The organism is Plantactinospora sp. CA-294935, assembly GCF_050936445.1.
Lineage (GTDB): Bacteria > Actinomycetota > Actinomycetes > Mycobacteriales > Micromonosporaceae > Plantactinospora.
On sequence record NZ_JBNJMU010000001.1, the window covers coordinates 3297171 to 3310215 of the forward strand.

The window sequence follows — 13045 nt, forward strand, 5'->3', positions numbered from 1 at the left end:
CCCCCATGACGACTGTTACCTGGATCACCGCACGCGGGCTGCTCGGCCGGCGTCGGTTTTTGCTGCTCTTCCCGCTGCCGGTGCTGCTGGTCGGGCTGGCGGTGCTGGCCCGGGCGACCGGCATCGCCCCGACCGAGTGGGGTCAGCCGGTCGTCTACGGGCTGGGGCTGGGCGTGGTGCTGCCGGTGACCGCGCTGATCGTCGGCACGGCGGTGCTCGGCTCCGAGATCGACGACGGCACGCTGCTGCACATCCTGACCAAGCCGCTGCCCCGGTGGCAGATCGTGCTGCCGAAGCTGGCCGTGGCGGCCGGGGTCAGCGCGCTGACCGTCGCCGTACCGCTCTACGTCGCCGGGGTGCTGGTCGAGTCCGTACGCTTCGGGCTCGGGCTGGCTGCCGCGAGCGCGGTCGGCGCCTTGGTGTACTCGGCGTTCTTCCTGGCCCTGAGCCTGCTGACCCGGCGTCCGGTGCTGCTCGGCCTGGTCTACGTGCTGATCTGGGAGGGCCTGCTCACCAACATCGTCAGCGGTACCCGGGTGCTGTCGGTGCAGCACTACGTGGTGACCCTGACCGACCGGATCGCGCCGACGGCGCTGCTGGACGGGTCGGTGTCGCTGCCGGTGGCGATCGTGATGAGCGCGGTCTTCACGGTCGGCTTCACCCTGCTGGCGATCCGCCGGCTGCGCACGTTCAGCGTGGCCGGCGAGACGAGCTGACCGACGAGGAGCCGTGGGGCCGGTTCGGGCCCGCTGGCACCGGTCGCGGTGGTGCACCGCCATGTGGATGCACCGCCGCGTGCGCGGGTTCCCGCCGCCTCGCCTCGGCGAGACCGGTGTCCGGCGGCGCCCGACCGACGCCCCACGGCTGCCCGATCAGGCGAGGCCGAAGAACCGGGCGATTCCCCGGGCGTGCCCGACGGCGAGCGCCTGCCGGAAGTCCGCGCGGGCGAGGAGGGCGGCGTCGGCGGCCCGGTCGATGAAGAGGTTCTCGGTGAGTACCGCCGACATCGCGGTTTCCCGGAGAACCTGGAAGTTCGCCGTCTTCTGGCCGCGATCCGTGACCGAGCCGACGGTGCGGGCGTTGCTCAGCACGGCCGCGTGCACCTCGTCCTGCAGGCGCAGGGTCGCGGCGCCGGCACTGGGATAGACGTAGCTTTCGAAGCCGGTGCCGCCACCGGCGTTGATGTGGATGCTCACGAAGATGTTGGCGCCCCAGGAGTTGGCGTCGCTGCTGCGGTAGCTCAGGCTGCGGGTGATGTCTGTGGTGCGGGACATCCGGATCGAGACGTCCCAGTTGCTCTGTAGGACGGTGCGGGTGCGCAGCGCGATGTCGAGGGTCAGGGCCTTCTCCTGGAGGCCGTTGCCCACCGCGCCGGCATCGGTGCCGCCGTGTCCCGGGTCGAGGTAGATCTTCGGCGGTGCGGCCTGGGCGGGGCTGGCGAGCAGCGGCGCGGCCGCGATCCCGGCGACCGCGGCCAACAGGGTGCGTCTGCGCATGAGGGGTGTGCCGGACATGGGTTCCTCCCGGGGGTGAGGGGGTGGACGACGCCGAACCTCGGGTGGTGGAGACGGGTGGGGGTTGCCGTCTGGTCGCGCGTCCGGGGAGAAACGCCACGGCCGCCTCACCGGTGGGCGAGGGGCCGATAATTTTCACTGGCCGACGCGATGACGTAAATTTTCGACATCAAGTCGCTTCGATGTCAAGACCCGTTCCTCGGGGCCGTACGCCGGGCCCGGGACGGTACGCCCGATTCCGCTCCCGGGGGCCGGAACCGCCGCGGCTGCGGTCCCCGCCCCCGGCTCGGGCTACCCCTGCTCGGTCATCGGCTCAGCCGATTTTCGCCCGCGTCGACGCGCCGGCCGGGAAACTCGCGGGCCCGCGTCGGCTCCGCCGGCCGTGAACTCGCCGGCCCGGTCGACGCGCCGGCCGTACCGGCGGCTCAGCCGGTGTTGCGCATGCCGGCGGCGATGCCGTTGACGGTGGTGAGCAGGGCCCGTTCCAGCGCCGTACCGTCGCCGGGAGCGCGCCGGCCGCCCGGAGCGGTGGCCACGGCCCGGCCGGCGGCGCCCGAGTCGCGGTACTGCCGCAGCAGCGCCACCTGGAGGTGGTGCAGCGGCTCCAGGTAGGTGTCCCGGACGGCGAGGGTGCGTTGCAGCACGGGGGAGTTCTCCAGCAGCGCGGGGGAGGCGGTGATGGCCAGCACCTCCTGCTTGGTCAGCTCGTACTCCGCCTCGATCATGTGGAAGATCGGGTGCAGCGGCTCCGGGACCAGGGTCTCGACGTACCGGCGGGCGATGTCCAGGTCGGTCTTGCTCAGCATCATCTCGACGTTCGACAGGAACGTGCCGAAGAAGTGCCAGGCCCGGTGCATCTCGGACAGGATGTCGGCCATCCCGGCCTCGCGGGCGGCGGCCAGCCCCGACCCGACGCCGAACCAGCCGGGGACGATCTGCCGGGTCTGGGTCCAGCCGAAGACCCACGGGATGGCGCGCAGCCCGGCCAGCCCCGCGCCGGTGTTCGGCCGCTTCGCCGGCCGGGAGCCGATGTTGAGCGCGCCGAGCAGCTCGGTCGGGGTGGAGGCCCAGAAGTACGCCGGCAGGTCTGGATTCTCCACCAGCGACCGGTAACGCCGGTAGGCGGCACCGGAGACCACGTCCATGGTGGCGTCCCAGCGGTCCAGCGCCTCGGCGGGCTGCCGGGGCGTGGTGTGCAGCAGCGTGCTCTGCAACACCGCCGCCAGGGTCAGCTCCAGGTTCTCCCGGGCCAGCGAGGGCAGGGTGTACTTGTCGGAGATGACCTCACCCTGCTCGGTCACCTTGATCTCGCCGTCCAGCGTGCCGTACGGCTGGGCGAGGATCGCCTCGTGGGTGGGGCCGCCGCCCCGGCCGACCGTACCGCCCCGGCCGTGGAAGAGCCGCAGCCGTACGTTGTGCCGGGCGGCCACGTCCCGCAGCGCGCGCTGGGCCCGGTGGATGGACCACTGCGAGGTGGTGATCCCGGCCTCCTTGTTGGAGTCGGAGTAGCCGAGCATCACCTCCTGCACGTCGCCCCGGGCCGCCACGATCGCCCGGTACGCCGGCAGCGACAGCATCTCGTCGAGGAGTTCGCCTCCGGCGTCCAGCTCGGCCGGGGTCTCCAGCAGCGGCACGAAGCCGATCCGGGCCCGGCCGGTGTGCACGTCGACCAGCCCGGCCTCCCGGGCCAGCACCACGGCGGCGAGTACGTCGTCCACGCCGAGCGTCATCGAGATGATGTACGACTCGATGACCTCGACGCCGAACCGTTCCTGCACCTCGCGGACGGTGCCGAAGACGTCGAAGGTCTTCCGGGCCGCCTCGGTCAACGGAGTGTCCATGGTGGAGAGCGGGCGGCGACCGGCCAGTTCCTCGGCGAGCAGCTTGGTCCGCTCGGTCCGGCTCAGCGACGCGTAGTCCGGCACCTCGCCGACCTGGGTGTAGAACTGGGAGAGCACCACGTGGTGCGCCTCGGCGTGCTCCCGGATGTCCATCGTCGCCAGGTGCGGCCCGAACGCGGCGACGGTGCGGATCGCCGAGGCGAGTCGGCCGACGGCGGTGAGCTGGCCGGAGTTGCGGGCCAGCGAGGCGCGCATCAGCTCCAGGTCGGCGAGCAGGTCGGCGGAGCCCCGGTAGTCCCGCCCCGGCACGTGCGGGGTGCCCTGGTTGAGCCGGCGCCGGGTGTTGGCCAGCTTGGCCCGGACGCACCGGGCCTTGAGCCGGTACGGCTCCTCGGCGTTGACCCGGCGGAACCGGGGGGCCACCTCGGGGAGCGCGTCCAGGTCCTTGGCGAGGCTGGCCGAGAGGTCGAGGCTGACCCCGCGCAGCCGGCGGGAGACCGAGATCTCGTTGATCAGCGCCTCCATCGCCGCCTCGGTCGCCTGGATGCCGTGCTCGTGCTGGATCAGCAGCACGTCCCGGGTGACCTGCGGGGTGACGAACGGGTTGCCGTCCCGGTCGCCGCCGATCCAGGTGCCGAAGGTCAGCGGCCGGGCGGTCGGCGCGGTTTCCACACCCAGTCCACGCAACGTGTCGGCCAGGTCGTCGAGCACCTGCGGCGCCGCCTCGGCGTAGAGGTCACGGAGGTAGTAGATGGCGTTGCGGGCCTCGTCGGTCGGGTCCGGCCGGTCGAGCCGCAGCTCGTCGGTCTGCCAGAGCAGGTCGAGCAGTTCGGCGAGGCGGCGGCTGGCCGGGCCCTCGTCGCTGGCCCCGTAGAGGATCGCGGCGGCGGCCTCGGCGTCGAGTTCGTCGGCGACGGCGCGCAGCTTGGAGAGGATCGACCGGCGGGCCGCCTCGGTGGGGTGGGCGGTGAAGACCGGCCGGACGGAGAGCCGGCGGGCGGCCGAGGCGATCTCCTCGGGTGGCACGCCGCGCTCCCGGATCAGCCGGGCGGCCTGGTCGAGCCAGCCGCCGTGCGCGGCCCGCTGCCGGCGCAGGTCCCGGGACCGGTGCACCTGCTCGGTGATGTTGGCCAGGTGGAAGTAGGTGGAGAAGGCCCGGGCCAGCTTGGTGCCGGTGGTCACGTCCATCGCGCCGAGCCGCTGGGCGGCGGCCTCCGCGTCGTGCCGGACCAGCGCGCGGACCTCCTCGACCAGGTCGAGCAGGGGTGGGCCCTCCTGGCGGGCCAGCGTCTGGCCGAGGAGCTTGCCGAGCCGGCGGATGTCGGCCCGCAGTGCGGCGTCGGGCCCGTCGTGATCATGCTGGTCGGTCACCGTGCGCTCCTTGATCGAGTACGGAGGACAGCGTTGTCCGACACCGTGGATGTTATCGGCGGCCGGTCCCGGAACGCTAACGAGGCTTGTGCCGTGATCGTTAGCTTGCTCACCTCCCGGCCCGCGCGCTGCCCCGCGACTAGCCTGTCGGCATGTCCGAGCCGTCCGGTCCGACGCCGCACTACCCGCCGAAGCCCCGCCCGGGGGACCGGGTCGCGGTGGTCTCGCCCTCCGCCGGCCTGCCGGGGCTCTTCCCCGAGGTGTACGAGCTGGGCCTGCGCCGGCTGCGCGCCGAGTTCGACCTGGTCCCGGCCGAGTATCCGACCACCCGGGCCCTGGACGCCGACCCCCGGGACCGGGCCCGGGACCTCACCGCCGCCTTCGCGGACCCGTCGATCACGGCGGTGCTGGCCACCATCGGCGGCGAGGACCAGATCACCGTCGTCCCGCACCTGGACGACGCGGTGCTCCGGGCCAACCCGAAGCCGTTCTTCGGCTACTCCGACAACACCAATCTGCTGGCCCACCTCTTCGACCTGGGCGTGGTCGCCTACCACGGCGGTTCGGTGATGGTGCACCTCGGCCGGGGCGGCGCGGCCCATCCGGTGACGGTGGAATCGCTGCGTACGGCGCTGTTCGGCGGTGGCTGGCACGAGCTTCCCGAGGTCGCCGAGTACACCGACGAGTCCGGTGACTGGCGTGACCCGGCCGGGCTGGACCGGGCCCCGACGATGTTCCCGGCCTCCGGCCGGCGCTGGTACGGCCCGGAGCGGCTGGTCGAGGGGCGGATCTGGGGCGGCAACCTGGAGGTGCTCTCCTGGCTGCTCCGGGCCGGCCGGATCGGCCCGAACCGGGCGTACGCCGGCTGCGTGCTGCTGATCGAGACCTCCGAGGAGCTGCCCCCGGACGTCGAGGTGTACCGGATCCTGCGGGACATGGGCGAGCGCGGGCTGCTCGGCGGCTTTCCCGCCGTACTGGTGGGCAGGGCGAAGGCCTGGGATCTCGCCCGCCGGCACACCCCGGAGCAGAAGCGGGCCTACGCCGACGCCCAGCGGGCCGCCGTACGCCGGGCCTGCGCCGAGTACGCCCCCGACGCGGTACTCGTCTTCGACCTGGAGATCGGGCACACCGACCCGCAGCTCGTCGTCCCGTACGGCGGCGAGGTCCGCCTCGACGCGGCGGCGAAGCGGATCAGCGTCCGCTACTGACCGGCTGTCGGCCGATGGCTACCGGGCCGCAGCCGGACGCCGCGATGGGCGAGCGGACGGACCAACCGGACCGCCGAACCTGGCGGCACCACCTCCGCGCGTCGACTGTCGAGCTGCCCCGCTTGCGCTCCCATCGCCGGATGAAGACCTGTGCTCCCGCCGCCGATGCAGCGGAGCTGGATGTAGCGGAGCTGCTGACTGCCCCGTCTGTGCACCCAGCTCGACAGTGCGCGCGGGGGAGTATGCCGGCCCGGCTGGCCACGCACTCGTCGGCCGCTTCACCCCCGGCGGATCCCCGGTGCCACCCGCGTCCGGGTCGACCGGACCGAGCCGCCCGGTCAGCGGCGGCAGCGGCGGCCCGGTCAGCGGTGGCAGCGGCGGCCCGGTCAGCGGTGGCAGCGGCGGCCCGGTCAGCGGCCGCCGGATTCGACGGTGCGCTGGATGCCGTCGAGCAGTAGGCGCAGCCCGAACTGGTAGGCGTCGGCCATCGCCTCGGGGGTGTCGACGAAGCCGCCGGCCTCCCAGGTGCGGTTCATCGCCGGGTAGCGCTCGACGTCGAAGTGCTCCGCCCAGAACGAGTCCCGGTCCGACCACCACTCGTCGGTCGACTGCCCGGTGGTCCGATCGAGTTGGTCGGTCTCGGCCTGCTGCCGGGCGGCGGCGTCGACGAAGGTGACGATCGCGTTCACGGCGGCGGCCACCTGTCGAGCCGGCAGGTCGAGGTCGGTCAGGGCCGCCAGCAGGTACTCCTGCTGGGCGAGCAGTCCCGGCCCGAGCGGTGGGCGGACGGTGGAGACCTCGCGGAGCCACGGGTGGCGCAGGTACATCGCCCGGGTCCGCTCGGCGTACAGCTCGATCCGGGCCCGCCAGCCCGGCCGGCGTACCTCGTCCGGGCCGGGAAGGTCGCGTTCGGCCATCACCCCGTCGACCATCAGGTCGATCAACTCGGCCTTGCCCGGGACGTACGTGTAGAGCGACATCGTGCCGACGCCGAGTTCCTCGGCGACCCGGGCCATCGACATGGTGGCCAGGCCCTCCCGGTCGGCGAAGGCGATCGCGCCCTGCCGGATCTGCCGCACCGTCAACCGGGGAGGGCGGCCCCGAGCGGGCTTGCCGGCAGCTCCCGGAGGGCCGGGCGACGGCTGGGCGGTCCAGAGCAACGCCAGGGTGCGGTCGGGATCCCCGCCGCCGCTGCGCTCCACCGGCATCGTCCGCCTCCTCTCGGGTACGGCCCGAATGTTACTTCCCGTATCCGATACGTGAATGGCCGGCCGCCATGTCGGCCGGCGACCGGCTCGGGTACCGGCCGCGGCACGGGGTTTGTCGGGCTCAGGGGATAGGCTTGACGACGGCGTCGAGGAGGGGCCTCCCGGCACGGCAGCGCCCCGGGTCCTGCCTCACCCCGCACCCCCCGCCCGGATCGGGCGTGGGGCACTTTCCGCGTGCCCATCTGCAAGGTTGTGATCTGCGTGCTCACCGGTCTGCTCACCGCCGCGCTCCGCGATCCCGCGCTGGCCCGGGCCCGCTCGTTGGCCCGCACCGGCGGCGCGGACGCCGACGGGCTCGACCTCACCGCCCCGCCCGCGCTGCGGCCCTTCCTGGTCGCCGCCGTGGCCGCGGACGAGGAGGCGGGCGGCGCCGGGCGCCCGGTGCTCGCCGTCACCGCCACCACCCGGGAGGCCGACGACCTGGCCGGCGCGCTGGGCAGCCTGCTGCCGCCGGAGCAGGTCGTGGTCTACCCGGCCTGGGAAACCCTGCCGCACGAGCGGCTCTCGCCCCGCTCCGACACCGTCGGCCGGCGGCTCGGCGTGCTGCGCCGGTTGGCCCACCCCGACCTCGCCGAGCACGCCGGCCCGGTCCGGGTGGTCGTCGCCCCGGTCCGCTCGGTGTTGCAGCCGCAGTTCAAGGGGCTGGGCGACCTGGAGCCGGTCCGGCTCGCCGCCGGGGCCGAGGCCGGGCTGGAGGAGACCGCCCGCCGGCTCACCGACCTGGCGTACGCCCGGGTGGACCTGGTCACCAAGCGCGGGGAGTACGCCGTGCGGGGCGGCATCCTGGACGTCTTCCCGCCCACCGACGAGCACCCGTCCCGGGTCGAGTTCTGGGGCGACGAGGTGGAGGAGATCCGCACCTTCGCCGTCGCCGACCAGCGGACCATCGAGGCGGTACCGGCGCTCTGGGCGCCACCCTGCCGGGAACTGCTGCTCACCGAGCCGGTCCGGCAGCGGGCCGCCGAGCTGGCCGAACAGCACCCGGAGCTGGCCGAGATCCTGGACAAGCTGGCCGAGGGGATCCCGGTCGAGGGGATGGAGTCGCTCGCCCCGGCGCTGATCGGCGCGGACTCCCTCGAACTTCTGCTGCACTGCATGCCGGCCGGCAGCCACGTACTGCTCTGCGACCCGGAGCGGATCCGGACCCGGGCGCACGACCTGGTGCGTACCTCGGCGGAGTTCCTGGAGGCGAGCTGGGCCGCAGCCGCCGTCGGGGGCCAGGCCCCGGTGGACCTCGGCGCCGCCGCCTTCAAGACCCTGGCGGAGGTACGCGCCACCGCCGCCGCCCTCGGCCAGCCCTGGTGGTCGGCATCGCCGTTCGGTCTGGTTGAGGCGGTTCCCGGCCGGGCGGCCACGGCCGAGCCGTGGGCGGTGGAGCCGGAGCCCGAGGTGACGGTGGTGCCGGACACCGGCGAGTCGCTGGCCCTGGCTGCCCAGCCGGTAACGCTCTACCACGGCGAGACGGCCCGGGTGGTCGACGACCTGAAGCGCTGGGTCGGCGACGGCTGGGGGGTGGCGCTGGTTTTCGAGGGGCACGGGCCGGCGCAGCGCGCCGTCGAGGTGCTCCGGGACGCCGGGCTCGGCGCCGCGCTGACCGAGAGCGTGCCGACCCCGCCGGCCGCCGGTGAGCTGATCGTCACCTGCGGCTCGCTCAACCACGGCTTCCTGGACGCCGCGTCCCAGGTCGCGGTGGTGACCGGCAACGACATCACCGGCGGCCGGGGCTCGTCGACCCGGGACATGCGCAAGATGCCGAGCCGGCGGCGCAACACCATCGACCCGCTGGAGCTGCGGGCCGGCGACTACGTCGTGCACGAGCAGCACGGCATCGGCCGGTACGTCGAGCTGGTCCAGCGCACCGTCAACGGCGCCGACCGGGAATACCTGGTCATCGAGTACGCGGCCAGCAAGCGCGGCCAGCCCGGTGACCGGCTCTTCGTCCCCACCGACCAGCTCGACCAGCTCTCCCGGTACGTCGGCGGCGAGGCGCCCACCCTGCACAAGATGGGCGGCGCCGAGTGGCAGAAGGCCAAGGCGCGGGCCCGCAAGGCGGTCCGGGAGATCGCCGCCCAGCTCGTCCAGCTCTACGCCGCCCGCAAGGCGTCCAAGGGGCACGCCTTCGCCCCGGACAGCCCGTGGCAGCGGGAGTTGGAGGACGCCTTCCCGTACACCGAGACGCCGGACCAGCTCGCGGCGATCGAGGAGGTCAAGCGGGACATGGAGCAGTCGATCCCGATGGACCGGCTGATCTGCGGCGACGTCGGGTACGGCAAGACCGAGATCGCGGTCCGGGCCGCCTTCAAGGCGGTGCAGGACGGCAAGCAGGTGGCGGTGCTGGTCCCGACCACGCTGCTGGCGCAACAGCACTACAACACCTTCGCCGAGCGGATGGGGCAGTTCCCGGTGCAGATCCGGCAGCTCTCCCGGTTCCAGACGCCGAAGGAGGCCGAGCGGACCCTGGAGGCCGCCGCCGACGGCAGCGCGGACATCGTGATCGGCACGCACCGGCTGCTCCAGTCGGCGACCCGGTTCAAGTCTCTCGGCATGGTGGTGGTGGACGAGGAGCAGCGCTTCGGGGTGGAGCACAAGGAGCACCTGAAGACGCTGCGTACCGCGGTGGACGTGTTGACCATGTCGGCGACGCCGATCCCGCGGACCCTGGAGATGGCGATCACCGGCATCCGGGAGATGTCGACCATCGCCACCCCGCCGGAGGAGCGGCACCCGGTGTTGACCTTCGTCGGGGCGTACGACGACAAGCAGGTGGCGGCGGCGATCCACCGCGAGCTGCTCCGCGACGGCCAGGTCTTCTACCTGCACAACCGGGTGGAGTCGATCGACCGGGCGGCCCGGCGGATCCGGGAGCTGGTGCCGGAGGCCCGGGTCGCGGTGGCGCACGGCCAGATGGGCGAGGACGCCCTGGAGAAGGTCATGGTCGGCTTCTGGGAGAAGGAGTACGACGTCCTGGTCTGCACCACGATCGTGGAGTCCGGCATCGACATCCCGAACGCCAACACCCTGATCGTGGAGCGGGCCGACCTGCTCGGGCTGGCCCAGTTGCACCAGATCCGGGGCCGGGTGGGCCGGGGCCGGGAGCGGGCGTACGCCTATTTCCTCTACCCCCCGGAGAAGCCGCTGACCGAGCACGCGCACGAGCGGCTGGCCACCATCGCCCAGCACACCGAGCTGGGCGCCGGGATGTACGTGGCAATGAAGGACCTGGAGATCCGGGGCGCCGGCAACCTGCTCGGCGGCGAGCAGTCCGGGCACATCGAGGGGGTCGGCTTCGACCTCTATGTCCGGATGGTCGGTGAGGCGGTGCAGGCGTTCAAGGGAGAGGCGCCGGAGGAGGAGGTCGACATCAAGATCGACCTGCCGGTCGACGCGCACCTGCCGCACGACTACATCGGGGTGGAACGACTGCGCCTGGAGATGTACCGCAAGCTCGCCGAGGCCCGGGACGCCGGCCGGCTGACCGAGGTGGTGGCCGAGATGACCGACCGGTACGGCGAGCCGCCCGAGCAGGTCGCCAACCTGGTGGCGGTGGCCCGGTTCCGGCTGCTGGCCCGGGCGTACGGGCTCACCGACGTCTCGGCCCAGGGCCGGCACCTGCGGTTCTCCCCGCTGCCGCTGCCGGACTCGAAGCAGCTCCGGCTCAAGCGCTATCACCCGGACGCGGTCTACAAGTCGGCGACCGACCAGGTGAGCGTGCCGCGCCCGACGACCCGGCGGATCGGCGGCGAGCCGCTGCGCGACCAGGCGCTGCTGGACTGGTGCGCCCAACTGCTCAAGGACGTGCTGGGTGACCCCGTGCCGGCCTCGGGAAGCGCTGCGTGAGAGAGTGTCGAGCATGCAGCGTGCCCGTCGTCTGGCTTCGATAGCGGTCATTGCCGTTCTCGGCACCACCGTCCTGTCCGCCTGTCGGTCCGACTCCAGCGTCGCCGTCTACCTCGGGGACAAGAAGATCACCGAGGACGAGGTGACCTCGGTGCTCGACGACGTCCGGAGCAAGGTGCCGCCGGGTGGGCACGCGCCGAGCGCCACGCCCGCGCCGGACGCCCCCGAGCTGAAGGCGCCGACCCGGGCCCAGGTGGTCGGCACCCTGGTGATGCGGGAGGTCTGCCTCAAGCTCGCTGCTGACAAGGGCTTCAAGCCGTCGGAGCAGGCCCCGATCGAGGAGGTCGCCCGGGCGACCGGCCTGCCGGCGGACTCGCGCTACGCGCGGCTCTTCTCCGAGCTGGACGCCTGCCGGGCCGGCATTCCGGTGAGCCAGCCGGTCACCCCGACCCAGGAGGAGCTGCTGGACGTGGTGGCCCGGGGCCGGGCCGCCGGGGTGATCCCGCCGGACGCCAAGGACGGCGAGGCCGGGCAGCAGCTCGACGGTGACGTGCTGCGGCGCGCGCTGGCGATGCGGAACACCCTGACCGAGGCGCTGGAAAGCTCCGACGTCACGGTCAACCCGCGCTACCGGCCGCTGGAATACCCGGTGCTGACCTTCTCGGACAGCAGCCCGGCGCTGGTCGTGCCGATCGGCCAGTCCGGCGCCGACACCGTGGTCGACGCCCGCTGAGCGGCGCCCGACCCACCGCCCGCGCCACCGGCCCTGCCGCAGATGACCCCGCCGTCGACCAGTCCCACCAACCGATGACCGGCGCACCGCCCGGTCCGGCTGGTCGGATCGTGCTGCTGGTCACCTCGCCCCGGCTGCCGGCCGGGCTGCTGACCGCGCCCGCCTGGGACGTCGTACGCGGCTTCCCGGTGTTGGCCGGCGCGGAGAGCGAGCTGGCCACGGCGGTACGCGCGGCCGGTGCCGAGGTGACGGTCACCGGGACTCCGGTGCCGGACCTGCTGGCCACGGTCGCCGCGCACGGTACGGCGGTCTGGCTGGCCGGCCCGGCCGGCGACGAGGACCTGGCCCGGGAGCTGGGGCTGCGACTGGCCCGCCAACCCGGGCTGGCCGAGCTGGAGCTGATGTACGGCTCCTGGGATCCGCCCGGTGCCCGGCTGCTCGACGCGGTCGCGGTGATGGACCGGCTCGCCTCGCCCGGCGGCGACCCGTGGAAGCGGGCGCAGACCCACGCCTCCCTGGCGCAGTATCTGCTAGAGGAGTGCTACGAGGCGTACGACGCCATCGCGGCGAACGATCTCGTCGCGCTCCGCGAGGAGCTGGGAGACGTGCTGTTGCAGGTGGTGCTGCACGCCCGGCTGGCGGAGAACCTGCCCGAGGACGAGCGCTGGTCGATCGACGACGTGGCCGGTGGCCTGGTGGCGAAGATGGTCCGGCGCAACCCGCACGTCTTCGCCGACACCGAGGTCGGCGGCATCGACGAGATCATCGAGAACTGGGAGCGGATCAAGCGGGCCGAGAAGCCTCGGGCTTCGGTGCTGGACGGGGTCGCGCTCTCCCAGCCGGCGCTGGCGCTGGCGGCGAAGGTGCTGCACCGGGTCGACCGGGCCGGACTCGACCTGCCGCCGCCGGAGCCCGCCGCCGAGGCGGACGAGACGGTCCGGCTGGGCGCGAGCCTGCTGGAGACGGTGGCCCGGGCCCGGACGGCGGGGCTGGACGCCGAGGCCGCGCTGCGCCAGGCAACCCTGGACTACGCGGCCACGGTCCGCGCGGCCGAACGAAATTCCGTCCCGCCGTCCTGACGCCGGGGCGGTGCCGATCGACGTTCCGGGTGCGGACCGAGCGCCGCGCCGTCGAGACGCCCGCCGGAGAACCAGCCCGCCAGGCAGTGATCTGATCGGCTCGGACCCGGTGCGGTGCCGGCCGGGCCACCTCGGGCCCGTCTCGCTCCACGCTGTGTCGGCACCTTTCCTTAAGCGTGCGCGGACGGTGCAGG

Annotated in this window: 8 protein-coding genes; 5 read left to right on the plus strand and 3 right to left on the minus strand. The window is 73.2% G+C overall.

Translation table 11 applies throughout. The features are described 5' to 3' along the window. The first annotated feature begins 5 nt into the window (after positions 1-5). Positions 6-716, plus strand: a complete 711-nt coding sequence (locus ACQEVC_RS14750) for an ABC transporter permease (protein ID WP_318395814.1) — start codon at positions 6-8, stop codon at positions 714-716. 156 nt (positions 717-872) lie between these two features. On the opposite strand, the gene ACQEVC_RS14755 is transcribed toward ACQEVC_RS14750, so the two are convergent. Beyond that, the gene (locus ACQEVC_RS14755; RefSeq protein WP_432877338.1) at positions 873-1514 is read right to left on the minus strand and encodes an N-acetylmuramoyl-L-alanine amidase; all 642 of its coding nucleotides are present in this window, start codon (positions 1512-1514) and stop codon (positions 873-875) included. A 425-nt stretch (positions 1515-1939) separates the two neighbouring features. Beyond that, complete coding sequence (gene ppc / locus ACQEVC_RS14760) at positions 1940-4726, minus strand: phosphoenolpyruvate carboxylase (protein ID WP_432877341.1); 2787 nt, start codon at positions 4724-4726, stop codon at positions 1940-1942. Positions 4727-4878: 152 nt separating this feature from the next. On the opposite strand from ppc, the gene ACQEVC_RS14765 reads away from it, so the two are divergent. After that, entirely contained in the window at positions 4879-5934 is a 1056-nt protein-coding gene (locus ACQEVC_RS14765; RefSeq protein WP_432877343.1) for a S66 family peptidase, read from the plus strand. A gap of 410 nt (positions 5935-6344) precedes the next feature. Here ACQEVC_RS14765 and ACQEVC_RS14770 read toward each other — a convergent pair whose 3' ends face one another. Then, on the minus strand, positions 6345-7142 hold the full coding sequence (locus ACQEVC_RS14770; protein WP_432877345.1) for a TetR/AcrR family transcriptional regulator: 798 nt from the start codon (positions 7140-7142) through the stop codon (positions 6345-6347). 261 nt (positions 7143-7403) lie between these two features. On the opposite strand from ACQEVC_RS14770, the gene mfd reads away from it, so the two are divergent. The 3 genes from mfd (at position 7404) to ACQEVC_RS14785 (ending at position 12851) form a co-directional block, all read left to right on the plus strand. Beyond that, positions 7404-11039: a transcription-repair coupling factor gene (gene mfd / locus ACQEVC_RS14775; protein ID WP_432877347.1), complete on the plus strand. Its 3636-nt coding sequence runs from the start codon at positions 7404-7406 to the stop codon at positions 11037-11039. A 13-nt stretch (positions 11040-11052) separates the two neighbouring features. After that, entirely contained in the window at positions 11053-11772 is a 720-nt protein-coding gene (locus ACQEVC_RS14780; protein WP_432877350.1) for a hypothetical protein, read from the plus strand. Positions 11773-11846: 74 nt separating this feature from the next. After that, positions 11847-12851, plus strand: a complete 1005-nt coding sequence (locus tag ACQEVC_RS14785) for a nucleoside triphosphate pyrophosphohydrolase (RefSeq protein WP_432877353.1) — start codon at positions 11847-11849, stop codon at positions 12849-12851. The last annotated feature ends 194 nt before the right edge of the window (positions 12852-13045 follow it).

What these genes read in the sequence shown, in the direction of transcription:
- ACQEVC_RS14780 (WP_432877350.1), top strand. Translation starts at nt 11,053, where the DNA reads ATGCAGCGTGCCCGTCGTCTGGCTTCGATAGCGGTCATTGCCGTTCTC.
- ACQEVC_RS14750 (WP_318395814.1), top strand. Translation starts at nt 6, where the DNA reads ATGACGACTGTTACCTGGATCACCGCACGCGGGCTGCTCGGCCGGCGT.
- ACQEVC_RS14770 (WP_432877345.1), bottom strand. Translation starts at nt 7,142, where the DNA reads ATGCCGGTGGAGCGCAGCGGCGGCGGGGATCCCGACCGCACCCTGGCG.
- ACQEVC_RS14765 (WP_432877343.1), top strand. Translation starts at nt 4,879, where the DNA reads ATGTCCGAGCCGTCCGGTCCGACGCCGCACTACCCGCCGAAGCCCCGC.
- ACQEVC_RS14785 (WP_432877353.1), top strand. Translation starts at nt 11,847, where the DNA reads ATGACCGGCGCACCGCCCGGTCCGGCTGGTCGGATCGTGCTGCTGGTC.
- ACQEVC_RS14755 (WP_432877338.1), bottom strand. Translation starts at nt 1,514, where the DNA reads ATGTCCGGCACACCCCTCATGCGCAGACGCACCCTGTTGGCCGCGGTC.